Here is a 25,712-nt window from a genome sequence, read left to right as displayed (position 1 = left end):
TTATAGTTAAAATGTATTTATAATTTAAATTTTAGCTACTTTTAAAGTATGGATAAAATTCTACAAATTGGAGATGCTTTTATTGAGCAAAGCACTGTTTTCTCTGAATTAATTCAAGAATTAAAACAGAGTTTTTCTAATAAGGATGTGATGGTTCCTTTACGTCATCATCATGATTTTCCGAATCTAGAAGTCAACTCAGAGTCAACACTCTTATTAATGCCTGCATGGAATCCAGGGAAAGTAGCTGGTGTAAAAATAGTCACAGTCAATCCAGAAAACAGTCGGTTTAATCTACCCTCCATTCAAGGTACTTATATTTATTTCAATGCTTTAAAAGGCACTATAAAAGCCATCATAGAAGCCAAAAGTTTAACCGTTAAACGCACTGCAGCTGCATCGGCTTTGGCATCATCTTATCTATCTAAGAAAGATTCAAAATCTCTGCTAATGATTGGTACTGGTGCTTTATCCATAAATCTTATAAAAGCTCATGCTTCAGTAAGACCTATAAAAAATGTTTTTATTTGGGGCAGACATATGGAGAAAGCAGAAGCAATAGCTGCTGAACTTCAAAATGAAAAATTCCATGTGTATCCTATTGAAACGATTGAAGAAAAAATTTCTGAAGTCGATATTATTTCCAGTGCCACCTTATCAAAAACTCCTTTAGTTTTAGGTGAATTATTAAAATCTGGACAACATATCGATTTAGTTGGTGCTTATAAACCAGATATGAGAGAAGCTAATGATGAAGTTATTAAAAAATCTTCCATATTTATCGATACCTACCAAGGTGGACTTAAAGAAAGTGGAGATATTGTTATCCCATTAAAAAATGGCATTCTTAAAGAAAAAGATATTAAAGCAGACCTGTTTGAGCTATGCTCTAATCAAAAACCTGGAAGACAAAATATAAATGAAATAACTTTTTTTAAATCTGTAGGTCATTCTCTAGAGGATTTAACTGCAGCTACTTACTATTATAATAAATATACCAATGAATAACACATACCTTAACATTCGCAATAAAACAGATTTTAATCCAAATACCAATTGGTTACAAATAAAAACCATTGATATGCATACTGGTGGCGAACCCCTTCGTGTTATTATTGATGGTTTCCCAGAACTAAGAGGAAATTCAGTTTTAGAATATAGAAGGTATTGTTTAGAAAATTACGACCACTTACGTACAGCTTTAATGTTTGAACCTCGTGGACATGCAGACATGTATGGCTGTATTTTAACTCCTCCAAACAATGATGAAGGCGATTTTGGAATTATCTTTTTACACAACGAAGGCTATTCTACCATGTGTGGTCATGCCATTATTGCTATTTCAACATTAGCTGTAGAAATGAAATGGATTGAAGTTAAAGAAGGAGATAATACCTTAAAAATAGATGCGCCTTGTGGTAGAATTACGTCTTTCGCTCATGTAAAAGATGGAAAAGTTACTGGTGTTAGGTTTCATTGTGTGCCAAGTTTTGTAGTTAGTTTAGATAATAAAGTGCAGGTTGATAGTCTTGGAGTAGTAACTTATGACCTAGCTTATGGTGGTGCTTTTTATGCCTATGTGGATATGGCAAAAAACAATTTCGATTTCAATTTAAAACCAGAATCTTATCGGTCTTTAATAGCTAAAGGCATGGATATTAAACATGCTGTTATGAAAAACGATAAAGAAATTATTCATCCTTTTGAAGAAGATTTGAGTTTTCTTTATGGCACCATTTTTATAGATAATAAGAAGCAAGAATCTGGAGTAGATAGTCGGAATGTGTGCATATTTGCTGAAGGCGAAGTCGATAGATGTCCTACTGGCTCAGGTGTTTCTGGTAGAATGGCAATTCACAAAGCTAGAAATGAAATGACTTATAATGAAACTATGAGTATAGAGAGTATTACAGGCTCCGTTTTTAAAGGTTCCATTATTTCCGAAGAAGATTTTGGCACATTTAAAGCTGTGATTCCACAAGTGGAAGGCACTGCTCATATTACAGGAAAGCACACGTTTGTGATAGATCCAAAGGACCCAATGAAAGATGGGTTTATTTTAAGATGAAGATGTCATCAACGCTTCAATATCTTCAATCTCAATAGGCATAGCTTCTGTTAAGTTGATATTTCCGTCTTTGATTATCAGATAATCATTTTCCAACCTGCAACCTATTCCTTCCTCTGGAATATAGATTCCTGGTTCGCAAGTTAAAACCATTCCAGGTTCTAGAGCTTTTGAATACAAACCTACGTCATGAACATCCAATCCTATATGATGCGCTGTGCCATGCATAAAATACTTTTTATACAAAGGTTTTTCAGGGTCTTGTTTGGCAACATCTTCAGCTTGTAATAATCCTAATTTTATGAGTTCAGTTTCTACTAATTTTGCCATAGTAGCTTCATAATCTGAAGGTAAAATCCCAGGTTTCAACAATTTACTTCCTGCTTTTAAACAATGCAACACAGAAGCATAAACTTCTTTTTGTCTTTCAGAAAATGTTCCGTTTACAGGAAAACATCTAGTGGTATCACTATTGTAATTGGCATAACAAACACCAAAATCTAATAAAATCATGTCGCCATCTTTACAAACAGCATCATTGGTATTATAATGAAGTGCACACGCATTTTTACCTGAAGCCACAATAGGTTTAAAGGCATGACGCGAAGCACCAGATTTTACTAGGCTATAAGACAATTCGGCTTCCAACTCGTATTCCTTCATGCTTGGTTTGCAAGCTTTCAAGACGCGTTTAAAAGAATTCACGCTAATATTTGCTGCTTGTTGCATTAAAGCAATTTCTTCTTCAGATTTAATCAATCTTAAATCGCGTGTAATTTTCGCAGCACGATAATACGTATGCAAAGGATATTTCTCCTTACACCATGCTATCATTCTGTCTTGCTGCGTTTGCTGATTATAAGTCACACGCTTGATGTGCTCATTATGCCCTAGATAAATGCCATCTGCTTCAAAAGCCATTAATTGCAAGACTTTTTCAAAATCCTGAAGCCATTCCACACGTGCTATTCCGGAAATATTAGTAGCTTGATCTTTAGTTAGCTTGTCGCCATCCCAAATTTTAATATGTTCATTCGTTTCTTTAATAAACAGAATCTCCCGATTTTCCTTTTTATAAGCATCTGGATACAACACCAAAATGGTTTCTTCTTGGTCGATACCACACAAATAAAACAAATCGTTGTTCTGTGTAAAACCCATGACATCGTCTGCATTATTGTGTTTTACATCATTGGACGTTAAAATAGCCAACGTATTGGCTTTCATTTTAGCTGTAAAATTGGTTCTGCTTTTTATGAATAAACTATTTGGAATTTGATTGTATCTCATAATTAAAATGTTCTATCTGGATGAAACGGATTTAAATCTAAAATAGGTTTTTTATCTGAAATAACTTCAGAAACCAACTTTCCAGTCGCTGGACCCATACTCCACCCCATCATGGCATGACCTGTGGCGATGGTCAGGTTTTTGCATTTTGAAGATTTTCCAATAAATGGCAAACCATCGGGAGAAACTGGACGTAAGCCAGAAGCAGCTTGATTCTTTTCTTCTTGGGTAAGTTCTACTTCAGGGTAAAAACTTGTTGCAGCTCTTGCAATGGCTTCAACACGTATTTTATTTATTTTATCGTTGATACCTGCTATTTCCATAGTGCCTGCAAAACGTGTAAATCCATTCATAGGTGTAACTGCTACTTTGGCTTCAGCTAAAATAGATGGAATGCTAATTCCTGTGTCTTGAGTAGTATTAATACGATAGCCTTTTCCTGCTTGTAACAACAATTTTAAACCTAGCTTTTTACCTAATATGGAACTCCAAGAACCTGCAGCAAGCACAAATTCATCAGCTTTTAAAGTCTGATTTTTCGTTATAACAGCTTCAATTTTACCATTATTTACCACTAAGTCTTCTACCTTTTCATTAGAAAAAAACTGAACACCAACAGCTTTTAAATGTGCTTTCATCTCTGTCATAAATTCATGAGGTGTGGTATGAGAATCACATTTATAATAAGTAGCTCCTTTGACATTAAAAGTGGCATGAGGCTCTAGCTCTTTCAATTCTTCATGACTAATCTCGTTAACATCCAAACCTTCTCGTTTTGCTAAATGAGCTGTTTCTATTTCTTCTTCTAGCAATTTTTCAGTCTGACACAACATCAATAGTCCTTTCTTCTCGTAATGAAAGCTAAAGTTCTCTTCACGTTTGATATCATCATACAAATCCTGACTCAATAAAGTAATACCTTTAATGGCAGGAATGGCTTTTTTAACATGATTGGCATGGCAAGATTTATTAAAAGCTAAGGTCCACTTAATAAAATCGGAATCCAAACGTGGTTTAATATATAAAGGGCTTGCAGGATTTAACATCCATTTCAAACCTTTTTTCATAACGCCTGGAGCAGATAATGGCACCAAATGACTTGGAGATAAATATCCAGCATTCACATAAGATGCTCCTGCATCCATATTGGATTGGTCTATGATGGTTACTTGATGACCTTCTTTCTGAAGATAATAAGCAGAGCATAAACCTATGATGCCTCCTCCGATGATTATACAATGTTTCATTTAGTTAATGAATTAATGAGCTAATAAAACTAATGAATTAATGGGTTAATGAGTTATTCGCTATTCGTTATTCGCTATTCGCTATTCGCTATTCGCTATTCGCTATTCACTATTCGTTATTCGCTATTCCTTATTCGCAATTCGCTATTCACTATTCGTTATTCACTATTCGTTATTCGTTATTCGTTATTCGTTATTCGGAAAATAATTTATTTCCTTCTAGATTCTCAATCAAGTTGGGAATAGTTTAAATCACTTGAAACCCCAAAGCATAAGGATCATCTTCTGTATCTATAGTAATGGTATTATGTCCATAAATTTTTGCCCATCCTTGAATACTAGGAATGATGGCTAATTTGCCATCTAAAGTAGTTTCTTTTTCAACACGTCCAACAAACTTACTTCCAATAAAACTCTCATGAATAAAATCCTCTCCAACTTTCAGTTTTCCTTTCGCATACAATTGTGCCAATCTTGCCGAAGTTCCTGTGCCACAAGGACTTCTGTCAATGGCTTTATCTCCATAAAAAACAGCATTTCTACCCGAAGAGGTTGGGTCTATTGGAGTTCCTGTCCAAAGCATATGTGTCACGTCTTTTATCGTTTCATTTTCTGGATGAATAAATAGGTTTGGATATTTTTTATTAATCCTCTCTCTTACCACTTGAGAATACTGAATAATTTTTGAAGCCGAAAAATCCTGAACTCCAGAAAAATTTTCTTGAGGATCCACAATGGCATAAAAATTCCCACCATAGGACACATCAAAACGAATCTCTCCTAATTCTGGGCACTCAATGGTTAAACCTTCGGCTGCTAAATAGCTTTTTACATTGGTTAGTTTTACCCAATCCACTTTAGCTCCAGTTTGTTGATAGTCTATTTCTACTAATCCTGCAGGTGCTTCCATTCTAATTTTTCCTGGAACTTTTGGTTTAACCAAACCTTCTTCAATGGCAATAGTTATGGTTCCAATGGTTCCATGTCCACACATTGGCAAACAACCAGAAGTTTCAATAAATAGGATGGCAAAATCATTTTCAGAATGGTGTGGTGGATATAAAATACTGCCACTCATCATGTCGTGACCACGAGGCTCGAACATGAGACCTTTCCTGATCCAATCGTATTCCTTTAAAAAATGCTGACGCTTCTCGCTCATGGTATTTCCTATCAAATCTGGACCACCATGTTTAATAACTCTTACTGGATTGCCACAGGTGTGTGCATCAATGCAAACAAACGTGCTTTTCATTTTTAAATGTTATCTGTAGTTTGTTTATTATTTACCAAACGTGAAATATGTAAAGGATTTTCATTCTTCAATGCATCTGGCAACAAGTTATTTGGCCAGTCCTGATAGCTAAATGGTCTAACCCATCGTTTTATGGAATGAATTCCAACAGCTGTAAATCGACTATCTGTGGATGCAGGATATGGTCCGCCATGAACCATAGACGGACAAACTTCAACACCTGTAGGCACACCATTATAAATAATACGTCCTACGCGGTTTTGAAGCGCTTCAATAATTTGAGAATATTGCGCAGCTTCATCATTTTCAGCAATTAAAGTTCCTGTTAACTGCCCTTCTAATTTTGAAATTACCTGTTCTAATTGTTGTGCATGTTCACACTGAACAACCATAGAATAAGGTCCGAATACTTCCTGATGTAACGTGGTATTATTCAAAAAAGTAGAACCTTCAACAGTTGTAACCGTTTGTCTGGCATAATTAGGTTTAACTTCTGAATCATAATTGGCAACCACAGTTAATTCTGGCTGAGACAATGCTTTTTGTTTGTTGCTTTCATAAGCTCCAATAATATTTGGATGCAACATACAGGATGGTTCAATTTTTATAATTTCATCAGATAAATTCTGAATGAAGTTTGTTAATGAGTCGCTTTTAATTCCTAACAACAACCCTGGGTTGGTACAAAACTGACCAGTTCCTAAAGTAATAGATCCAGCATAGGTGTTTGCTAAAGCCACTCCTTTATTTTTTAATGCTTCAGGTAAAATAACCACTGGATTAATACTTCCCATTTCCGCAAAAACAGGAATGGGTTCTTCTCTTTTAGCAGCTAAATCGTATAAAGCTCTTCCACCTCGAATACTTCCGGTAAATCCAACAGCTTTTACATCAGGATGCGACACCAATTGCGTTCCCACTTCAATTCCACTACTATTTAAATTTGAAAACACACCATTTGGCATACCTGTTTTTTCGGCAGCTTTAATTATGGCAGAAGCAACCAATTCTCCTGTTCCTGCATGCATGGGATGCGATTTTACAAGAACTGGACATCCAGCAGCCAAAGCTGCTGCAGTATCTCCTCCAGCTGTTGAATAAGCCAATGGAAAATTACTAGCTCCAAATACGACAACTGGCCCTAAAGGAACCAACATTTTTCTAATATCCGATTTTGACATAGGCTGTCTTTCTGGTTGAGCCGTATCAATACTTGCTTCAACCCAAGAACCTTCTTGAACCAACTCGGCAAAAGCACGCAATTGTCCAACGGTTCTTCCTCTTTCTCCTATAGCACGACCTTCTGGCAAACCAGTTTCTGAACAATAAGTCTCTATTAATTCGGAATCTAATGCTAAAATTTCGTCTGCAATAGCGTTTAAAAATTCGGCTTTCTTTTTTCCAGAGATATTTCGAAATGTTTTAAATGCTTTCGATGCTAAACTAACTGCTTTATCTATTTCTTCTTTTGTGGATTCGGTATAAATAGGACTGTTTTCAATATGCAACTGTGGATTAAAAGTCTTGTAAGTTTTATTTCCATTTGCAGAAAGTTGGTTTCCTATATAATTTTTTCCTGATATCATATTATAAATTTTTGTAATCTGGAAGTGTAGGTCTGTTTTTCAAACCTTCTTCTATCACTTGTAAGACATGTTTACGCGCATCTCCAATTAATGGTAATCTTGGAGCACGAACGTTTTCTGTACCAATTCCAGTGGCAACTTCTGCCAGTTTAATATTCTGTACTAATTTAGGGTTTATATCTAACTCTAACAAAGGCATAAACCATCTATATATATCAAGAGCTTCTTTTAATCTACCAGCCTTTTGAAGTTGATAAATGGCCACTGTTTCTGCTGGAAAAGCACACACTAAACCAGCAATCCAACCATCAGCTCCTAACAACATGCTTTCTAAAGCTAAAGTATCAACTCCTGTCATAATTTTTAGACGGTCTCCAAAGCGATTTTTGATTCGTGTAATATTAGTAGTATCTCGTGTCGATTCTTTAACTGCTTCTATATTGTTACATTTCAATAATTCTTCGAACATATCTAAAGTCACTTCAATTTTATAATCCACTGGATTGTTATATACCATAATAGGCAGCGACGTATTATTTGCAACTGCTTTAAAGTACTCTACCGTTTCTCTGTCTCCAGATTTATAACGCATGGGTGGCAGCATCATCAAACCTTTAGCTCCATCCTCTTCAGCTTTTTGAGCTGCTTGAATGGCTGCTTTAGTGGTTTGTTCGGCAATGTTTATTAAAACAGGAACTTGACCTTTAACAATATCTACTGTGGTTTGAGTTAGAATTCGTTTTTCTTCATCTAACAAGGTACTAGCTTCTCCTAAAGTGCCACCAAGTACAATGCCATGGACTCCAGCATCTAACTGTGCCTTTATATTTACTTCAAACATGTTTAAATCTAGTTCATCTGTATCTGTGAACTTGGTTGTAACTGCTGGCATAACGCCTTTCCATTGAATACTCATAATATATCTAATTTTTAATACCACAAATGTAAATATGATTTCATATTTAAAATAATCTGTTTTTATCCACTTATGATACTATATTATCTAATTAATAGTTTTTAATAATCATTATTGCTTAATTTTGTACTTATTAATGCGTCTGAAATTATGAAAGTTCTACCCTTTAAAATACCTAAACCGGAATCGGCAGCTTTGGTTTACCAAGTTGATTTAGAACCCTTTTTTTATGATAAACTTCATCAACATGAAGAAATTCAATTAAGTTATATTGTAAAAGGTGAAGGCACTTTAATTGTTGGCGATACCATTAATTATTATAAAACAGGTGATGTTATTGTAATAGGAAGTCAGTTACCTCATGTATTTGAAAGCGATCAGGAACAATATAAACTATCGCATATGCTCACGTTGTTTTTTACTGAATCTAGCTTTGGTAAAGATTTTTTTGTTTTGGATGAAATGACTGAAGCGCAAGATTTTTTTAAACGAGCCAAACACGGATTTAAAATAAGCTCCAATCAAACTGAAATTATATCGCTTTTTAATAGGGTTGAAACTGCCACAAAATTAGAAAGATTCATCATACTTTTACAATTATTGAATCTTTTCTCAAAAAGTAACTACAAAAGTTTGTCTTCATTTATCTATGAAAAAAACGTCTCTATAGAAGAAGGTGAACGCATGCGTGATGTGTTTAAGTTTACTATGACAAATTACGATAAAGAAATAACTTTAGAATCTGTTGCTAATGTGGCCAACATGACTAAAAACGCATTCTGCAAATATTTTAAAAAGTACACGAATAAAACCTATGGCGTATTTTTAAACGAATTACGCATCGAGCATGCCTGTAAACTTCTATTATCTAAAAAAAATCCCACTATTTCCCATGTGGCTTACAAAGTAGGATTTAATAACATGTCGAATTTCAACAGACAATTTAAAAAAGTAAAACTTAAAACACCTTTAGTCTATAAAAAGGAGAATCTTCATTAAAATACGGAAATAAAAAAAGGTTTATACATTTGTATAAACCTTTTGTTCTGTGGGCGCGAAGGGATTCGAACCCCTGACCCCCTGGGTGTAAACCAGGTGCTCTGAACCAACTGAGCTACGCGCCCTTTCGTAATTGGACTGCAAATATAAATTAGTTTTCCATACTGCAAAAACTTTTTTGCAAAAAAAATTAAATTATTTCTGCCACTACAAACGTACTACCACCTACATATATTAAATCTCTCTCAGAAGCATTTTTTTTGGCAGCTATTAAGGCTTCATTTACACTCATATAGCTTGATCCTGTATACCCTGCATTCAGAAATTCTTTTTGTAACAAACCAACTTCCATGCCTCTAGGTACATCTGGTTTACAGAAATAATAAGTTGCTTTTTTAGGTAAAACATGTAAAATAGAACTCAAATCTTTATCATTTACTACTCCAAAAACAATATGCATGTGGCTATACGCTTCTTCTTCTAGTTGTTTTACTATATAATTTAACCCTTCTCTATTATGCGCTGTGTCGCAAATTACCTTAGGCTGTTCTTGTAATATTTGCCATCTACCCTGTAATCCCGTGTTTTTTACTACATGTAGCAAACCGTTTTTAATTTGTTTTTCAGAAATCGAAAATGAAGTAGAATTTAACACCTGAATAGTCTGTAAAACCGTTTTAATATTTTTCTGTTGATACAACCCTTTTAAATCACAAGGAAAAACTCCATGTATCAAGGTGTCTGCAAAATAAATTTCAGAATGATTTTTTTTGGCAATATCAATAAACCCATTTGTAGTTTCTTCTTGCGTTTCTCCAATAATCACTGGAACGTTTGGTTTTATTATACCTGCTTTTTCTAAAGCAATGGCTTTTAAAGTGTTTCCTAGAAACTGCGTATGATCTAGTCCAATATTTGTAATTACTGAAACTTCAGGAGTAATGATATTTGTAGAATCCAATCTACCTCCTAAACCAACTTCAATGATGGCAATATCAACTTTTTGTTTTGCAAAATAATCGAAAGCCATCCCTGAAGTCATTTCGAAAAACGACAAGTTCTGTGATTCTAGAAAAGCTCTATTACTTTTAACAAAGCCTATAACAAAAGATTTACTTACTACCTTGCCATTAATTTTAATACGCTCCCTAAAATCTTTTAAATGTGGTGAGGTAAACAACCCTACTTTATAGCCAGCTTCTTGAAAGATAGATGCTAACATGTGACTTGTAGACCCTTTTCCATTGGTTCCAGCCACATGAATGGTTTTAATTTTGTTTTGAGGATTCTTTAAATGCTCAGCTAATAACAAAGTGTTTTTTAAATCTGCTTTATAAGCCGATTTTCCTTGCCGTTGATACATTGGAAGTCGAGAAAACATCCAATTAACAGTATCTTGATATGTCATTATTGACCTAAATTGAAGTTTACTTTTACAAAACCTATTTGTTTTGAAGGAGCTTTACTATCTGCTCGCCATTTATGAGATAACGCTATTTTTTTAGCTGGTTCTAATAAACAGGCTGCTGTATTGGTAGTGCCTTTAACGCCTGGAATCGCTTCAATAACATCGCCATTTCTATTCACGACAATTTTTACGATAACCATTCCAGACTCGTTACAATCCTGCTTAAAAACCTGTTTGGTTGGAACTCCTCTTCCTCTTAAACCATAACCAACTCCTCCACTTCCAGATCCTGGCTCACCAAAATAACTTGCTGCATATGGATCTCCATCCAACTGCCCTTTATCACCTGCTTTGTTATCGTTGCCTTCACCTCCAGTTTCCTGACCTTCAGATTTTCTTACACCTCCAATTAAAGCATCAAGCTTTTTCTTTTTAGCTTCTTTCTCAGCTTGTTCTTTCGCAACTTTATCTGCTTCTGCTTTTGCTTTAGCATCTGCTTCTGCTTGGGCTTTTGCTTTGGCATCTGCTACTTTTTTAGCCTGTGCATCTGCTTCTTTTTGTTTTTTTATGGCAATTGCCTCATCATTATTTTCAGTTAAAACATCTTCAGCTTTTGTTTTAGGTGCAGTTGCCTCTGGTTGTTTTTGTTCTGGTTGTTTAACTGTTTCTTGAGGCTGTTCTTTGATTTCTCTAGGCTCAGATTTTATTGGTTTTGTAGGCTGTACATCTCCACTTCCAAAATCTGTTGTTCCAAAATTTACGGCAACTCCATATTCTTCAGGTGGATCCATATATTGCGTACCAACAATAAACAACAACAAAACAATTAACAAAGCAATAAGCGCTGTTATTCTTGCTGAATTACGTTCGTGTATGGTCTCGAAATATTTCATGTATCTTTTTTATTGTCTTTTATTAGTCATATGGAAAATCTAAATACATTTAAAAATAGAAAATCGATTTTTCATGAAACTAATTTGGTTTTACTGCCAGTATAACCTTAAACTTATTTCTATTGGCAATATCCATAACTTTCACCACATGTTCAACTGGAACCGATTTTTCTGCTCTTAAAACCAAAGTCGGTTTGTCTTCTGTTGATAACGCAGCAATAAGTTCCGATTCTAACATGCTTTCTCCAACACGTTTCTGGTCTATATAATAAGTCAAATCTTTTTTAATACTGACTGCAACAGATTTCTTATTTTCAGTTTTTCCACTGGCTTTAGGCAATAAGATATCAATGGCATTGGTAGTAACCAATGTAGATGCAAGCATAAAAAAGATAAGTAACAAAAAGACAATATCTGTCATTGAAGACATATTGAATTCTGGCGTTACTTTATTTCTTCCTCTTAAATTCATTAAATAGGTTCGTTTAAGTGATCTAAAAATTCTAAGGAATTTGCTTCCATTTGATAAACTACCTTATCCGTTTTTACTACTAAATGATTATACGCAATATATCCAATAATACCTACTATTAAACCTGCAACTGTGGTTGTCATGGCAGTATAAAGACCATCGGCCAATAATTTTATATCTATTTGACCTCCAGAATTAGCTATTTCGAAAATGGATAAAATCATTCCAATTACTGTTCCAAGAAATCCAATCATTGGGGCTGCTCCAGAGATGGTAGCTAAAACACTCACGTTTTTTTCAAGACCATAAACTTCCAGTCGTCCTGCATTTTCAATTGCCGTATTGATATCTTCTAAAGGTTTTCCAATTCGTGAAATTCCTTTACTTATAAGTCTTGAAACTGGTGAATTAACTTGAGCACATAATACTTGAGCAGAATCTATTTTGCCATTAGTAACATGGTCTTTAATTTGATTCATAAAATTAGCATCTATTTTAGATGCTGCTTTTATAGCAAATAAGCGTTCAAAATAGATATAAGAAGCAACTATTAATAAAACAAATAATATGGTAATAATAACCATTCCAGCAGTTCCACCACTTGTTATTAACTCGATAATGGATAATGTTTTTTCAACAGATTCACCATTATTAAGCAACTCTGTACCATCTTGTGTTTCTTGTACCATAGTATTTAACATTGAAATTTTATTTGATTACGTTAATAACGTAAGTTTTTACTTTAAATTATAATTAAAAAATGGTTCTGGTAAACATAAAAGCAACGGCTCCTACTATAAAGCCAACCAATGCTAACCAAGCAATTTTTTTAAGATACCAGAAAAAATCTATTTTTTCCATTCCCATGGCAACAACACCTGCAGCCGAACCTATAATTAACATACTTCCTCCTGTACCAGCTGAATAAGCAATAAAATGCCATAACTCATTATCAATAGGTTCTGAAAACATCCCTAAACTAGCTGCCACTAATGGTACATTATCTATAACTGCAGAACCTACACCTAATAGTAAAACAACTAAATCTGAGACTCCTTCATGGTGTAACTCGGTACCTAGCATTGGCATGTTATCTTGTAAACTAGTAGCAAAACCAAATAAGATTCCTAAAGATTCTAGTGCTGCAACTGCCATTAAAATTCCTAAGAAGAATAATATACTAGGCATTTCAATTTTTGAAAGTGAGCTATGTACTGGGCTGTGATGTCCAACAGTGTCTCCACCTTGATGTTCGGAATGAGATAATGTAAATTTTGAACTACTATAGAGTTCAGCAAAAATAGCTACAACACCTAGTGCTAACATCATTCCAACATAAGGTGGTAAATGTGTTATGGTTTTAAAAATAGGCACAGACACAATTCCACCTAATCCTAAGTATAGCATTATTGAGCTAAAACGGCTTTTAGGTTTATCGATATTGTCTTCTGTTTTTTCAAAATCACCTTTAAATACTGGTAAAAATGAAGCAATAAAAGTAGGCACCAACATACATAATAAAGAAGGTATAAATAAGTACACAAATAGATGACCTGTAGTTACTTTTTTTCCAATCCATAACATAGTAGTAGTAACATCTCCAATTGGAGACCAAGCACCACCTGCATTGGCTGCAATTACAATTAAACCTACATACCAGATTCTTGTGTTTCTATCATTTATCAGTTTTTGTAAGATGGAGATTAGAACAATAGTTGCGGTTAAATTATCTATAATCGCAGATAGGAAAAATGCTAAAAATCCAAAAATCCATAAAATGCGTTTTTTACTTTTTGTTTTAACAAAGCCTTTAATTGTAGCAAAACCATCGAAATAATCAATAATTTCTACAATGGTCATGGCTCCTAAAAGGAATACTAATATTTCAGATGTTTTACCTAAATGATGCAATAGAGTTTCCTCCATAATGTGCATCTTCTCTTCGTGTCCTAACATACCAAAATTTTCTAACAAGGCATGTTTAGCCGAGTCAAACCAAATTGGAAAATGCTCTAACCCCAAAGCTATTAATGCCCAACATAGAGCCATCATGACCAAAGCAGGTATTAATTTATCAATTTTTAAATTATGCTCTAATGTTATTGCTAAATAACCTATAACAAATACTAATATTATTGTTGTTTCCATAAAAATTAACTGTTAAATAAGTTGGCTTAGTGCAATTTCAAATGCAGTTTCGCTAATATCGGTTTTAGAATTATTTTGATTATATACATTTTGGATGGCTTTTCTTATGGTATTAGAAGTATCGTTAAAAATAGCCTCATCTGTCATTTGTACTCGTGCTTCCATAAAATAAGCAAATACTCGTGCCATACCACAGTTAGAAATAAAGTCAGGAATTAAACTTACACGATTATCTGTATGCTCCATTATTGGGCCGAAAAATATTTCTTTATCTGCAAAAGGCACGTTAGCTCCACAAGAAATAACTTCAAGACCACTATCTATCATTTGGTCAATTTGATTTCTTGTAATAAGCCTAGAGGCAGCGCAAGGTGCAAAAATTTCAGTCTGTAATGACCATATTTGTTCGTTTATTTCTTCAAAGGGAATTAAATTTTCTGCCACTAAATTATTGCCGGTTTTTGCTAAAAACAAGTTGGTCATTTCTTCAAAAGTAAAGCCTTCTTCTTTAATAAGACCTCCAGCAATATCAATAATCCCAACAACTTTGGCTCCCATTTGAGTTAGATAAAACGCTGCTGCTGCACCCACATTTCCAAAACCTTGAACCACTGCTTTTTTACCTACTACAGATCCGCCATAAATATCATAATATTGTTTTATTGCTTCAGCAACGCCAAAACCAGTAATCATATCTGCTATGGTATACTTTCTTTTAACACTTGGCGAGAAATTTGGGTTTTCAATGACTTTAATTACTCCCTGTCTTAATTGACCAATTCTATTAATTTTATCGGCTTCAGTAGGTTTAAAGTGTCCATTAAAAACACCTTCTTGAGGATGCCAAACACCACTTTCTTCTGTTATTGGTATCACTTCATGAATTTCATCAACATTTAAGTCTCCTCCAGTACCATAATAACTTTTCAATAAAGGAGAAACAGCATTGTACCAACGTTCTAGAACGCCTTTTTTTCTTGGATCTTTAGGATCGAAATTAATGCCAGATTTAGCACCTCCAATAGCAGGTCCAGATACTGTAAATTTAACTTCCATAGTTTTAGCTAAAGAAAGTACTTCATTCATATCCAATCCTTTTCTCATTCGGGTACCTCCTCCTGCTGCGCCACCTCTTAAAGAGTTTATAACTGTCCACCCTTCAGCATCAGTTTCTGGATCTTTCCAATTAAATATAATTTCTGGTTCTTTGGCTTCGTATTTTTGAAGTAATTCTTTCATTTAGTTGGTAGATTAATAAATGTGAAACAAATATAAAAAACTAAAACCCTTTAGATATAAAATTATAATATTTTTAATGTTTAAAAATTTTTCCAGAACTATGATGGTGTTTTGCTCCTGTAACACTGCTTAAACAGTTTACTTCTCCTCGCAACTTTAATACACCTAAAAGCCCAAAAACTAAAGCTTCTTTATACTCTACCAAAGATTTTTCAGGAATTAATATACTGTTAGTTGTTTTTTCTTGAATATTTTGAATTAAAAAAGTATGATAAGCGCCTCCACCTGTTACTAATACATTTGATAATTGTTTCTTATTAATTTCTTTTGAAATCTGTATAGCTATATGTTCAACAAATGTTCTTAATATAGACTCTACAGGTAATTGAAACTTTTCAATTAAAGGAAAAACATTATTTTGCACCCATTCCAATCCTAACGATTTGGGTGGCTCTTTTTTATAAAAACCTAAACAATTTAACTGCGTTAATAGCTCTTGATGAATTTCTCCTGTTGAAGCTATTTTACCTCGATCATCATATTCATAACCCAATAAAGACACATAATGGTTTAAAACAATATTCACTGGACAAATATCATAGGCAACTCGTTGCTCGTGGTTCTCGGTTGAAATATTGGCAAACCCTCCTAAGTTCAAACAGAAATCATAATTCGAAAACAATAACTTATCGCCAATTGGAACTAATGGTGCTCCTTGTCCTCCAAGTGCAACATCCTGAACCCTAAAGTTACAAATAATGGTTGTTTTAAGTATTTGATATAAACTAGGCAAGTTTCCTATTTGATAAGTCAAACCTTTTTCTGGTTGATGCAAGGCTGTATGTCCATGTGAACAAATAGCATCCAATTCAGTAATGTTATTACCAACTATAAAGTCTTGAATAATATGTGCTAAATATTCCGAATAGGCTATATCAATCTTTTGAAGTTGCTCTATAGATTTTGATGTTAAATGTTTTAAAACATCATACCATTCTTTTGTATATGCAATGGTTTTAGAGCAATGAATGTTATAATCCCATAATCCCTCTTGAATAGTAAAAGTAGTAAAGACTAGATCTACACCATCTAAAGAGGTTCCAGACATAACACCAACAACATGATATTCGGTTTTATTCATATCCTGTAAAAATAACAATCCCTTTTGAAAAAATGCCAATAAAAAAGTATCTTTGTGCACTTTTAAACAATACTACAATTACAAGAAACTATGGATTTTAATCTTACAGAAGAACACATCATGATACGCGATGCAGCTCGCGATTTTGCTCAAAACGAATTACTTCCTGGAGTTATAGAACGTGATAATGCACAAACCTTTCCAGATAGTCTCGTTAGAAAAATGGGAGAACTTGGATTTATGGGTATTATGGTAGATCCAAAATATGGTGGTTCTGGAATGGATGCCATTTCTTATGTTCTAATTATGGAAGAACTTTCCAAAATAGATGCTTCGGCTTCTGTAATGGTTTCTGTAAACAACTCCTTAGTTTGTTATGGTTTAGAAGCTTATGGTAACGAAGATCAAAAACAAAAATATCTTACAAAATTAGCAACAGGACAAGTTATTGGTGCATTTTGTTTAAGCGAGCCTGAAGCTGGTAGTGATGCCACTTCACAAAAAACAACAGCTATCGACAAAGGAGACCACTACTTACTAAATGGCACTAAAAACTGGATTACTAATGGTGGTCGAGCAGATGTTTATCTAGTAATTGCTCAAACAGATAGAGACAAAGGTCACAGAGGAATTAATGCGTTTATTCTTGAAAAAGGAATGCCAGGATTTGATATTGGACCTAAGGAAGATAAGTTAGGTATTAGAGGTAGCGACACTCATACTTTACAATTTAACGATGTAAAAGTTCCTAAAGAAAATAGAATTGGTGAAGATGGTTTCGGATTTAAATTCGCTATGAAAACGCTTTCTGGTGGTAGAATTGGTATTGCTTCTCAAGCTCTAGGAATAGCAGCAGGAGCATACGAACTGGCTTTAAAATACTCTAAAGAACGTAAAGCTTTTGGTACTGAAATATGTAACCACCAAGCTATTGCCTTTAAATTAGCTGATATGGCTACAGAAATTGAAGCTGCCAGAATGTTGGTAATGAAAGCTGCTTGGGACAAAGACCAAGGCAACAATTACGATATGTCAAGTGCAATGGCTAAGTTATATGCCTCTCAAGTTGCTATGACACATACGGTTGAAGCTGTACAAATACATGGTGGAAATGGTTTTGTAAAAGAATACCATGTAGAGCGTTTAATGCGTGATGCAAAAATTACGCAGATATACGAAGGCACAAGTGAAATTCAAAAAATAGTAATCTCAAGAGGAGTTTTGAGAGACTAACATGCTGTATTCAAGTTCTCTAAATAAGGCTTAGAAAAAATATTATATTTAAAAGTCCAAACTTAAGTTTGGACTTTTTTTTATAATTAATATTAATAAGTTTAGTCCTTTTTTAATTAACTAGCTTTGTTTAATGGAACAATAAAGCTATCTACTTCGAAGTATTTTTCAGATTTAATGAAGTTCAATAACCAGTCTAAATGATTTTCAGATTGTCTGATAAAACTATAATTTAAAGTTGCTTTCATAATAATAGTGTTTAAAATTGAAATCAAGATAAATGTACAGATAGAATAAATGTTATTATAATAATTTAGTTGAACAGACAAATTATCTCTTTAAAAAACAAGTGGTTACAAAAAATTAAGACAAAATACATCCTCTTTAAGTAAAGGCAAGCAAACATTCAAATAATTAAATTTAATTACAGACCTTGCAGTCCTTTTTCTCTTTAATCTCTCCTACCAAATAGCCATTCGTATTCATTTTAAAATCGCAGCAATCCATAAATCCTTGAGCAATTTGTTTTCTGGCTCTTTGTATTTGCGACTTAACAGTTGGAAGAGGTAATTTTAATTGTTTGGCTACTTCATCTTGTTTCAATCCTTTAATGTCTGCTAGAAATAAAGGGTCTCGGTATTTTTTTGGTAAGCTTTTTATAATCCCAAGCAAACAATCATGCTCCGTATGTTTGTTGTCGTTTTCTAAAAAAAAAACATCGATATTTTTATCGTCAGTAGTTATTTTATGTTGCCTAAAGTAATCCAATACCGTAAATCTAGCTACAGAAAATAACCACGCTTTTAATTTAGATTCATCTTTTACTGTGTCTTTTTTGGTGTGAACTTTAATAAAAGTGTCTTGAAGTAAATCGTCTGCAACAGAGCCATCTTTCACCTTACTCAATATAAAGTGTTTAACATCTTCTGCATACAATTTCCATATAGTTTGGGTAGTCATTCTTTTTAAAATTGAAAAACAGCAACTTCTTAAGTATAAAATTACTAAAATAGTTGCTGTTTCTCTGTTAATTAGCATTCATTAACAATTGCAATTAGCACAAGTGCAATTTTGACAAGTACAGTTTTTACAATTTCCATCTTTACAACCTGAGCAGTTGCAAGTACATTCGTTATTTTTCATTTCAATGATGTTTTAAATATTCATATAATAGACGAAGGATTTGTAAAAAAGATGCAAGCTGTTTAAAAAAAATTTGAATCAAAAAAAATCCCGAGTAAACACCCAGGATAATTATACATTTTATAGTTAAAACCAATTACATATTTCGTCTATACTGACCTCCTACTTCAAATAAAGCTGCAGTAATCTCACCTAAAGAACACACTTTACAAACATCCATTAACGCTTCAAAAATATTTTCGTTATGTATGGCTTTAGTTTGAAGGTTCTTTAATAAAGCTTTTGTATCATTGAATTTATGAAGATTCTCTAAGGTTTTTATTTGAAACTGTTTCTCTTGCTCAGTTGCACGAATTACTTCAGCTGGCTGAACAGTTGGAGAACCCTTAGAACTTAAAAAGGTATTCACTCCTATAATAGGAAATTCACCATTGTGTTTTAAAGTTTCGTAATACAAACTCTCTTCTTGAATTTTAGAACGTTGATACATGGTTTCCATAGCTCCAAGCACACCACCTCTTTCTGTAATTCTATCAAACTCCATTAAAACGGCTTCTTCAACCAAATCGGTTAATTCTTCTATAATAAAAGAACCTTGAATTGGATTTTCGTTTTTAGCTAATCCTAATTCTTTATTAATAATTAACTGAATAGCCATGGCTCGACGAACCGATTCTTCTGTTGGTGTAGTAATGGCTTCATCATACGCATTGGTGTGCAACGAATTACAGTTATCATAAATAGCATACAAGGCTTGAAGTGTGGTTCGAATATCGTTAAAGTCAATTTCTTGAGCATGCAAACTACGTCCTGAGGTTTGGATATGGTACTTAAGCATTTGAGCTCTCGCATTTGCTCCATATTTATGTTTCATAGCTTTAGCCCAAATTTTTCTAGCTACACGACCAATAACAGCATATTCTGGATCGATTCCATTCGAGAAGAAAAACGATAGGTTTGGTCCAAACTTATTAATATCCATTCCTCTTGAAAGATAATACTCCACATAAGTAAATCCGTTAGAAAGAGTCAAAGCTAACTGAGTAATTGGATTGGCTCCAGCTTCAGCAATGTGATATCCAGAAATAGATACGGAATAAAAGTTACGTACGTTATTATCAATAAAATACTCCTGAACGTCTCCCATTAATCGCAAAGCAAACTCAGTTGAGAAAATACAGGTGTTTTGTGCTTGATCTTCTTTTAAAATATCTGCTTGAACAGTTCCTCTAACTTGAGCAATGGTATTCTTTTTAATCTCAGCATACACCTTTTCTGGCAACACTTGATCTCCCGTAACCCCTAATAACATCAAGCCTAAACCATTATTTCCTTCTGGTAAATCTCCATTATACTTAGGTCTTTCTTTATCCTTGTAAATCTTAGCTATTTTAGCTTCAACCTCTTTTTCTAAACCATGTTCTTTAATGTAAATTTCGCATTGTTGATCTATGGCAGCATTCATAAAAAACCCAAGCAACATAGGAGCAGGACCATTAATAGTCATACTCACTGAAGTCATCACATGGGCTAAATCGAAACCAGAATACAGTTTTTTAGCATCATCCAAACAACAAATAGAAACGCCTGCATTACCAATCTTCCCATAGATATCTGGACGTAAATCTGGATCGTTTCCGTAAAGCGTCACACTATCAAAAGCCGTAGACAGACGTTTGGCTGGCAAGCCAGCGCTTACATAATGAAAACGCCTGTTTGTACGTTCTGGACCTCCTTCTCCTGCAAACATTCTTGCTGGATCTTCTCCAGTACGCTTAAAAGGATACAATCCAGATGCATAAGGGAATTCTCCAGGGACATTCTCCTGCAAACACCATCTCAATACGTCTCCCCAAGCTTGGTATTTTGGTAAAGCTACTTTTGGTATTTGTGTATGTGACAAGGACTCGGTATGGGTTTCAATTTTTATTTCTTTATCTCTTACTTTAAAGGAATAAATAGGGTTTTTGTATTTGTTCACTTTGTCATCCCAACCCGTTATTACTTCCCAATTATACGGATCAAGATTTAGTTTTACTCTGTCGAATTCAGCAATAAGGAGTCTTAAAAAATCTTTATTGTCATCCTGAACTTGTTTCAGGATCTTATCATTAATTCCTGTTTTATCTAATTCAGGTGTATTTCCAACAACAGATTCAATCGTTTTATAAATGCCATAAAGCTTTTGTGCTACGTCAACTTGCTCGTTGGCAGTTTTATCATAAGCTCTATTATTCTCTGCAATTTCAGATAGATAACGTGTTCTAGAAGGTGGAATTACAAAAATTTTCTCACTCATTTCATCAGAGATATGGAAAGTCGATTTTAAGTCGGTATCTGTTTTCTCAACTAGCTTATCCATTACGGCTTTATAAAGCGTATTCATTCCTGGATCATTAAATTGCGAGGCTATAGTTCCAAAAACTGGCAACTGATCTTGTGGTACATCCCAAAGATTATTGTTACGCATGTATTGTTTTTTAACATCGCGTAACGCATCTAAAGAACCTCGCTTATCGAATTTATTAATAGCAACCAAATCGGCAAAATCAAGCATATCAATTTTTTCTAATTGCGTTGCTGCACCAAATTCTGGCGTCATCACATAAAGTGACACGTCTGAATGTTCTATAATTTCAGTATCTGATTGACCAATACCAGATGTTTCTAAAATTATTAAATCGTATTCGGCAGCTTTTAATACCTCAACAGCTTCATGAACATATTTTGATAAGGCTAAGTTTGATTGACGAGTCGCTAAACTACGCATATAAACTCTGGAATTATTAATAGCATTCATTCGAATACGATCTCCTAGTAAAGCGCCTCCTGTTTTTCGTTTGGAAGGGTCTACCGAAATTAAACCAACGGTTTTCTCTGGAAAGTCAATTAAAAATCGTCTTACCAATTCGTCTACTAAAGAAGATTTACCTGCTCCTCCTGTTCCTGTTATCCCTAAAACAGGAGTCATAGAAGATTTGTTTTTAGCATGAATGTTATCTAAAGTGTCTTTTGCTACTTCTGGAAAGTTTTCTGCAGAAGAAATGATACGTGCAATAGATTTTGAGTTTTTCTTAGGAAGTAAATCTAATTCTCCATTTAAAGAATCTCCAATAGCAAAGTCCGATTGCTCTACCAAATCGTTAATCATACCTTGAAGACCAAGTTCTCTTCCATCATCTGGTGAATAGATACGAGCAATTCCATAATCCATTAACTCTTTAATTTCAGAAGGTAAAATAACACCTCCACCTCCACCAAAAATCTTGATGTGTTCGGCTCCTTTTTCCTTCAACAAGTCATACATATACTTGAAATATTCATTATGTCCACCTTGGTAAGATGTCAGGCAAATAGCATTGGCATCTTCCTGAATAGCAGTGTTAACTACTTCTTCTACACTTCTATCATGACCTAAATGAATGACTTCAACACCTGTTGCTTGAATAATTCGGCGCATGATATTTATAGACGCATCATGACCATCAAATAAAGATGCAGCTGTAACTATACGAACTTTGTATTTTGGTTTATATGGAGTAACTTGTTTCATAGTATATTTCGCTTTAACGAAAATAATATTAATTAAACTTCAATTTTTCGTGAGGCAAATTTAAGGAATATTGAAAGATTTTTTTGCATTTTAAGCACATTATAAGAATCTACAAATCAAAACAGCACTTACATTTGATTAGAGCAAAAGAATCCAAAACAAAATAATAGGCATAATAATTGAAATGTTCTTATTTGTAAAATTATCTTTGCTGAAAATTTTAAACCCAAAACATGTTACGACAATTTATAGGATTCATTTTAATACTTAATATAACTGCTTGTGCAGAATTACATGAGGCAGTCAATCAATTACCAGAAAGCACCTCTGGAATAAGTAATTCTGAAATTGCTTCAGCACTACGTGAAGCTTTAGATTTAGGTATAGAAAAACAAGTTAGTAAACTAACGCAAAATGATGGGTTTTATAAAAATGAATTAGTTAAAATATTGCTACCTGAGGAACTACAAAAAGTTGATAAAGCTTTACGTGATATTGGATTAGGAAGTCTAGCAGATGAAGGCTTGAAAGTTCTTAATAGAGCTGCCGAAGACGCAGTAAGCACTGCAACACCTATTTTTATAAATGCCGTTAAAGACATTACTTTTAATGATGCAAAAACCATATTGCTTGGTAGTGATGATGCAGCAACTCTATATTTAGCAGGAAAAACAGAAGCCTCTTTATATGCTGAATTTCATCCTGTAATAAATAAGTCATTTCAAAAAGTTGGTGCAGATCAAATTTGGTCTAATTTAATAAACAAATACAATGCCATTCCTTTTACAACCAATGTAAATCCTGATTTAACCGATTATGTTACCGAAGAAGCCTTAAAAGGAGTTTATAAAATGATTGCCGTAGAAGAAAAAGAAATTAGAACTAAGTATTCTTCTAGAACTACCAATTTATTAAAACAAGCATTTGCCCTACAGGATTAATCAATAAAACACTATTAATCAAAACTTTAACTTAATTTGACATTAAGCTAACATATACATTATTGAAAAAGGTCATCTTTGCATTGATTTTATTTCAAAATGGAAAATTTCACCCTTCTTGTGAAAATTTGAATTAAGTTAGTTAGTTAAATTAAAATCGATTCTTACAGAATCGATTTTTTTTTCAATAATCTAAACTTTTAACTTGCTGAATTCTATTATTTTAAATATATTTAATATTCAAAGGTATGAGTCATGGAAAATTTATCAGAACTAAAGAAAACCCAAATCAAACTTCAAAGTAGATACAAACAGCTTATAGAGCAAGCCTACAATTTGCGTGAGTCTGATTCTGCTCAGAGTGATATTTCAGAATTTAAAGCAATAAAGCTTTTAAATAAGCTAAATAGATTAAAATATATATTTCGTGAAACACCCAAAAAAAATCTATTGTAATTTATATTATCGCTTCAAAAACTAAATTTTTATTTTAAAAATTCACTTCTTAGCGTTTTAAAATATTCAAAAGATTTTGCCAGTCTAGAACCATACCAAGAAAACAATTCACCATCTACTAGCAACACTTTTACTTTAGGAAATTTCCTTTTCAATATTTTTATATGCTCTTCCTTAAATGGAAAAGGCTCTGTTGAAAGCATGATCACTTCCACTTGCTCGTCCATATCTTTATCCAAATCAATTTCTGGATATCTTTCTAAATTTTGAAAGTGGTTTTCAAACTTAGCTTCAGTCATTAAAGAATTTATAAACGTATGGTTTGCAGCCACCATCCAAGGGTCTTTCCAAATAAAGTAAACTGTGTTTAATTTGGGTTGCTCTATTATAAAATCCTGAAACTTTTGCTGTTCTATCTTAATGATAGCTATAAGCTCTTTAGCCTGACTTTCCACTGAAAACAAAGTGCCATACATGCTTATTAACTTCAAACAATCCTCAATACTGTAAATATCGCTTATATGAACAGGAGCTATTTTTTCTAGAGCCTCTATCATTTCTTGCGTATTTTCTTCTTTATTACAAAGAATAATATCTGGCTCTAAAGCTTTAATTTTATTAAAATGCACTTGTTTAGTTCCTCCAACTACATTTATATTTGAAATGAAATGCTGAGGATGTACACAGAATTTAGTAATTCCAACTATGGAAGATTCCAGACCTAAATCATACAACAATTCGGTTTGTGAAGGCACTAAAGACACAATCCGTTTTGGGACATACTTTATTTGAATTGTTCTATTTAGTTGGTCCACTATTGTCATTGTGAAGAAAATTTTAAATTTTCTGTGGTAATATCTTAATTAAATAAAAAAAAGATTCCCACGTCGTTATCACTCCTCGGAATGACTGTTGAGAATCACTTCAATTTCCTGTTGAAGTTCTTTGGCTTTGTTTGCAGCTGCTTGAGCAAAATCCGTTTGATTGGAAGCATAAATAATTCCTCTAGAAGAATTAATAAGTAAACCAACATGCTTGTTTAATCCATATTTACAAACATCCTGAAGGTTTCCACCTTGAGCACCAACACCAGGAACTAATAAAAAACTATCTGGAACTATGTTTCTAATATCGGCAAAATACTCAGCTTTGGTAGCTCCAACAACGTACATTAAGTTTTTAGAATTTTTCCAAGTTTTAGACGTTTCTAAAACCTGCTTGTATAATTCTTTACCTTCTATTGTTTTTGTTTGAAAATCGAATGCACCTTCGTTGGATGTTAAAGCCAACATGATAGTGTGTTTGTGTTCAAAGGCTAAAAAAGGTTCTACGGAGTCTTTCCCCATATATGGAGCCACAGTCACACTATCAAAACCTAAATCTTCAAAGAAAGCCTTAGCATACATACTACTTGTATTGCCTATATCGCCACGTTTGGCGTCTGCAATTGTATAAATTTCAGGATATTTTTCGTTTAAATATTTAATCGTTTTCTCTAAAGATTTCCAACCTTTGATACCATAAGCTTCGTAAAAGGCCGTATTGGGTTTGTAAGCCACACACAAATGATGAGTAGCATCGATAATGGCTTTGTTAAAAGAAAAAATAGGATCTTCCTCATCTAATACATGTTGTGGAATTTTATTTAAATCGACATCTAATCCTATACATAGAAAAGATTTCTTTTTTTTAATTTGTTCTGTAAGTTGTTCTGTTGTCATCTT

23 protein-coding genes and 1 tRNA gene are annotated in these 25,712 nt (G+C 33.6%); 6 read left to right on the top strand and 18 right to left on the bottom strand.

All coding sequences use genetic code 11. From position 1 onward, the window contains the following. Window positions 1–48 precede the first annotated feature (48 nt). Window positions 49–1,008 carry an ornithine cyclodeaminase family protein gene (locus FVF61_RS03405; RefSeq protein ID WP_148453335.1) on the top strand — a complete coding sequence of 320 codons (960 nt, stop codon included), beginning with the start codon at window positions 49–51 and terminating at the stop codon, window positions 1,006–1,008. After that, the gene (locus FVF61_RS03400; RefSeq protein ID WP_148453332.1) at window positions 1,001–2,068 is read left to right on the top strand and encodes a proline racemase family protein; all 1,068 of its coding nucleotides are present in this window, start codon (window positions 1,001–1,003) and stop codon (window positions 2,066–2,068) included. Before FVF61_RS03405 ends, FVF61_RS03400 begins: the two co-directional genes overlap by 8 nt. Here the strand turns inward: FVF61_RS03400 and FVF61_RS03395 are convergent. The 5 genes from FVF61_RS03395 to FVF61_RS03375 all read right to left on the bottom strand — a co-directional run bounded on the left by FVF61_RS03395 (window position 2,060) and on the right by FVF61_RS03375 (window position 8,362). Continuing rightward, complete coding sequence (locus tag FVF61_RS03395) at window positions 2,060–3,358, bottom strand: aminopeptidase P N-terminal domain-containing protein (RefSeq protein WP_148453330.1); 1,299 nt, start codon at window positions 3,356–3,358, stop codon at window positions 2,060–2,062. The genes FVF61_RS03400 and FVF61_RS03395 overlap by 9 nt on opposite strands. 2 nt (window positions 3,359–3,360) lie before the next feature. Further along, entirely contained in the window at window positions 3,361–4,605 is a 1,245-nt protein-coding gene (locus FVF61_RS03390; protein WP_148453326.1) for an NAD(P)/FAD-dependent oxidoreductase, read from the bottom strand. Window positions 4,606–4,852: 247 nt separating this feature from the next. After that, window positions 4,853–5,860 (bottom strand): 4-hydroxyproline epimerase, encoded by a 1,008-nt coding sequence (locus FVF61_RS03385; RefSeq protein ID WP_148453323.1) that lies wholly within the window; start codon window positions 5,858–5,860, stop codon window positions 4,853–4,855. Window positions 5,861–5,862: 2 nt separating this feature from the next. Continuing rightward, window positions 5,863–7,446, bottom strand: coding sequence for an aldehyde dehydrogenase (NADP(+)) (locus FVF61_RS03380; RefSeq protein ID WP_148453321.1), 1,584 nt, complete (start codon window positions 7,444–7,446; stop codon window positions 5,863–5,865). 1 nt (window position 7,447) lies between these two features. Further along, the gene (locus FVF61_RS03375; RefSeq protein ID WP_148453318.1) at window positions 7,448–8,362 is read right to left on the bottom strand and encodes a dihydrodipicolinate synthase family protein; all 915 of its coding nucleotides are present in this window, start codon (window positions 8,360–8,362) and stop codon (window positions 7,448–7,450) included. Window positions 8,363–8,512: 150 nt separating this feature from the next. Here FVF61_RS03375 and FVF61_RS03370 point away from each other — a divergent pair, with 150 nt between their 5' ends. Then, entirely contained in the window at window positions 8,513–9,361 is an 849-nt protein-coding gene (locus FVF61_RS03370) for an AraC family transcriptional regulator (protein ID WP_148453314.1), read from the top strand. A gap of 50 nt (window positions 9,362–9,411) precedes the next feature. Here FVF61_RS03370 and FVF61_RS03365 read toward each other — a convergent pair. The 8 genes from FVF61_RS03365 to FVF61_RS03330 all read right to left on the bottom strand — a co-directional run bounded on the left by FVF61_RS03365 (window position 9,412) and on the right by FVF61_RS03330 (window position 16,662). Then, window positions 9,412–9,486: transfer RNA gene (locus tag FVF61_RS03365), tRNA-Val, on the bottom strand. Between the two features lie 65 nt (window positions 9,487–9,551). Next, window positions 9,552–10,769: a bifunctional folylpolyglutamate synthase/dihydrofolate synthase gene (locus FVF61_RS03360; protein ID WP_148453310.1), complete on the bottom strand. Its 1,218-nt coding sequence runs from the start codon at window positions 10,767–10,769 to the stop codon at window positions 9,552–9,554. Then, window positions 10,769–11,662, bottom strand: a complete 894-nt coding sequence (locus tag FVF61_RS03355; protein ID WP_148453307.1) for an energy transducer TonB — start codon at window positions 11,660–11,662, stop codon at window positions 10,769–10,771. Before FVF61_RS03355 ends, FVF61_RS03360 begins: the two co-directional genes overlap by 1 nt. 79 nt (window positions 11,663–11,741) lie before the next feature. After that, on the bottom strand, window positions 11,742–12,134 hold the full coding sequence (locus tag FVF61_RS03350; protein ID WP_148453304.1) for an ExbD/TolR family protein: 393 nt from the start codon (window positions 12,132–12,134) through the stop codon (window positions 11,742–11,744). Next, window positions 12,134–12,835, bottom strand: a complete 702-nt coding sequence (locus FVF61_RS03345) for a MotA/TolQ/ExbB proton channel family protein (RefSeq protein ID WP_199757262.1) — start codon at window positions 12,833–12,835, stop codon at window positions 12,134–12,136. Before FVF61_RS03345 ends, FVF61_RS03350 begins: the two co-directional genes overlap by 1 nt. A 52-nt stretch (window positions 12,836–12,887) precedes the next feature. Further along, on the bottom strand, window positions 12,888–14,282 hold the full coding sequence (gene nhaD / locus FVF61_RS03340; protein WP_148453301.1) for a sodium:proton antiporter NhaD: 1,395 nt from the start codon (window positions 14,280–14,282) through the stop codon (window positions 12,888–12,890). Between the two features lie 12 nt (window positions 14,283–14,294). Further along, the gene (locus FVF61_RS03335) at window positions 14,295–15,521 is read right to left on the bottom strand and encodes a Glu/Leu/Phe/Val dehydrogenase dimerization domain-containing protein (RefSeq protein ID WP_148453298.1); all 1,227 of its coding nucleotides are present in this window, start codon (window positions 15,519–15,521) and stop codon (window positions 14,295–14,297) included. 73 nt (window positions 15,522–15,594) lie between these two features. Further along, complete coding sequence (locus tag FVF61_RS03330) at window positions 15,595–16,662, bottom strand: anhydro-N-acetylmuramic acid kinase (protein ID WP_148453295.1); 1,068 nt, start codon at window positions 16,660–16,662, stop codon at window positions 15,595–15,597. A 90-nt stretch (window positions 16,663–16,752) separates the two neighbouring features. On the opposite strand from FVF61_RS03330, the gene FVF61_RS03325 reads away from it, so the two are divergent. Beyond that, complete coding sequence (locus FVF61_RS03325; RefSeq protein ID WP_148453292.1) at window positions 16,753–17,895, top strand: acyl-CoA dehydrogenase; 1,143 nt, start codon at window positions 16,753–16,755, stop codon at window positions 17,893–17,895. A gap of 116 nt (window positions 17,896–18,011) precedes the next feature. Here the strand turns inward: FVF61_RS03325 and FVF61_RS14390 are convergent, their stop codons facing one another. The 3 genes from FVF61_RS14390 to FVF61_RS03315 all read right to left on the bottom strand — a co-directional run bounded on the left by FVF61_RS14390 (window position 18,012) and on the right by FVF61_RS03315 (window position 22,591). After that, entirely contained in the window at window positions 18,012–18,143 is a 132-nt protein-coding gene (locus FVF61_RS14390; RefSeq protein ID WP_262711995.1) for a hypothetical protein, read from the bottom strand. A 172-nt stretch (window positions 18,144–18,315) separates the two neighbouring features. After that, window positions 18,316–18,855 (bottom strand): sigma-70 family RNA polymerase sigma factor, encoded by a 540-nt coding sequence (locus tag FVF61_RS03320; RefSeq protein ID WP_148453289.1) that lies wholly within the window; start codon window positions 18,853–18,855, stop codon window positions 18,316–18,318. Window positions 18,856–19,174: 319 nt separating this feature from the next. Then, complete coding sequence (locus tag FVF61_RS03315; RefSeq protein WP_148453286.1) at window positions 19,175–22,591, bottom strand: methylmalonyl-CoA mutase family protein; 3,417 nt, start codon at window positions 22,589–22,591, stop codon at window positions 19,175–19,177. Window positions 22,592–22,824: 233 nt separating this feature from the next. Between FVF61_RS03315 and FVF61_RS03310 the strand changes: the two genes are divergently transcribed. Both FVF61_RS03310 and FVF61_RS03305 read left to right on the top strand, forming a co-directional pair. Continuing rightward, complete coding sequence (locus FVF61_RS03310; protein WP_148453283.1) at window positions 22,825–23,532, top strand: DUF4197 domain-containing protein; 708 nt, start codon at window positions 22,825–22,827, stop codon at window positions 23,530–23,532. A 255-nt stretch (window positions 23,533–23,787) separates the two neighbouring features. Beyond that, complete coding sequence (locus FVF61_RS03305; RefSeq protein WP_148453280.1) at window positions 23,788–23,988, top strand: Lacal_2735 family protein; 201 nt, start codon at window positions 23,788–23,790, stop codon at window positions 23,986–23,988. 29 nt (window positions 23,989–24,017) lie between these two features. Here the strand turns inward: FVF61_RS03305 and FVF61_RS03300 are convergent, their stop codons facing one another. Together FVF61_RS03300 and pyrF are read right to left on the bottom strand one after the other, a co-directional pair. Continuing rightward, entirely contained in the window at window positions 24,018–24,812 is a 795-nt protein-coding gene (locus tag FVF61_RS03300) for an ABC transporter substrate-binding protein (RefSeq protein WP_148453277.1), read from the bottom strand. Window positions 24,813–24,881: 69 nt separating this feature from the next. Next, window positions 24,882–25,709, bottom strand: coding sequence for an orotidine-5'-phosphate decarboxylase (gene pyrF, locus FVF61_RS03295; protein WP_148453274.1), 828 nt, complete (start codon window positions 25,707–25,709; stop codon window positions 24,882–24,884). Window positions 25,710–25,712 lie beyond the last annotated feature (3 nt).

It is taken from the genome of Xanthomarina maritima (assembly GCF_008084905.1).
GTDB classification, from domain to species: domain Bacteria; phylum Bacteroidota; class Bacteroidia; order Flavobacteriales; family Flavobacteriaceae; genus Xanthomarina; species Xanthomarina maritima.
The sequence above is the reverse complement of the archived record's forward strand: the minus strand, read 5'-3'. Positions and strand labels throughout refer to the sequence as shown.

Excerpts from the sequence above, each read along its gene's own strand:
- FVF61_RS03380 (WP_148453321.1), bottom strand. The coding sequence starts at position 7,446 with ATGATATCAGGAAAAAATTATATAGGAAACCAACTTTCTGCAAATGGA.
- FVF61_RS03305 (WP_148453280.1), top strand. The coding sequence starts at position 23,788 with ATGGAAAATTTATCAGAACTAAAGAAAACCCAAATCAAACTTCAAAGT.
- FVF61_RS03330 (WP_148453295.1), bottom strand. The coding sequence starts at position 16,662 with ATGAATAAAACCGAATATCATGTTGTTGGTGTTATGTCTGGAACCTCT.
- FVF61_RS03350 (WP_148453304.1), bottom strand. The coding sequence starts at position 12,134 with ATGAATTTAAGAGGAAGAAATAAAGTAACGCCAGAATTCAATATGTCT.
- FVF61_RS03385 (WP_148453323.1), bottom strand. The coding sequence starts at position 5,860 with ATGAAAAGCACGTTTGTTTGCATTGATGCACACACCTGTGGCAATCCA.
- FVF61_RS03390 (WP_148453326.1), bottom strand. The coding sequence starts at position 4,605 with ATGAAACATTGTATAATCATCGGAGGAGGCATCATAGGTTTATGCTCT.
- pyrF (WP_148453274.1), bottom strand. The coding sequence starts at position 25,709 with ATGACAACAGAACAACTTACAGAACAAATTAAAAAAAAGAAATCTTTT.
- FVF61_RS03370 (WP_148453314.1), top strand. The coding sequence starts at position 8,513 with ATGAAAGTTCTACCCTTTAAAATACCTAAACCGGAATCGGCAGCTTTG.
- FVF61_RS03405 (WP_148453335.1), top strand. The coding sequence starts at position 49 with ATGGATAAAATTCTACAAATTGGAGATGCTTTTATTGAGCAAAGCACT.
- FVF61_RS03300 (WP_148453277.1), bottom strand. The coding sequence starts at position 24,812 with ATGACAATAGTGGACCAACTAAATAGAACAATTCAAATAAAGTATGTC.
- FVF61_RS03335 (WP_148453298.1), bottom strand. The coding sequence starts at position 15,521 with ATGAAAGAATTACTTCAAAAATACGAAGCCAAAGAACCAGAAATTATA.
- FVF61_RS03310 (WP_148453283.1), top strand. The coding sequence starts at position 22,825 with ATGTTACGACAATTTATAGGATTCATTTTAATACTTAATATAACTGCT.
- FVF61_RS03345 (WP_199757262.1), bottom strand. The coding sequence starts at position 12,835 with ATGTTAAATACTATGGTACAAGAAACACAAGATGGTACAGAGTTGCTT.
- FVF61_RS03355 (WP_148453307.1), bottom strand. The coding sequence starts at position 11,662 with ATGAAATATTTCGAGACCATACACGAACGTAATTCAGCAAGAATAACA.
- FVF61_RS03360 (WP_148453310.1), bottom strand. The coding sequence starts at position 10,769 with ATGACATATCAAGATACTGTTAATTGGATGTTTTCTCGACTTCCAATG.
- FVF61_RS03395 (WP_148453330.1), bottom strand. The coding sequence starts at position 3,358 with ATGAGATACAATCAAATTCCAAATAGTTTATTCATAAAAAGCAGAACC.
- FVF61_RS03325 (WP_148453292.1), top strand. The coding sequence starts at position 16,753 with ATGGATTTTAATCTTACAGAAGAACACATCATGATACGCGATGCAGCT.
- FVF61_RS03375 (WP_148453318.1), bottom strand. The coding sequence starts at position 8,362 with ATGAGTATTCAATGGAAAGGCGTTATGCCAGCAGTTACAACCAAGTTC.
- FVF61_RS03400 (WP_148453332.1), top strand. The coding sequence starts at position 1,001 with ATGAATAACACATACCTTAACATTCGCAATAAAACAGATTTTAATCCA.
- FVF61_RS03320 (WP_148453289.1), bottom strand. The coding sequence starts at position 18,855 with ATGACTACCCAAACTATATGGAAATTGTATGCAGAAGATGTTAAACAC.
- FVF61_RS14390 (WP_262711995.1), bottom strand. The coding sequence starts at position 18,143 with ATGAAAGCAACTTTAAATTATAGTTTTATCAGACAATCTGAAAATCAT.
- nhaD (WP_148453301.1), bottom strand. The coding sequence starts at position 14,282 with ATGGAAACAACAATAATATTAGTATTTGTTATAGGTTATTTAGCAATA.
- FVF61_RS03315 (WP_148453286.1), bottom strand. The coding sequence starts at position 22,591 with ATGAAACAAGTTACTCCATATAAACCAAAATACAAAGTTCGTATAGTT.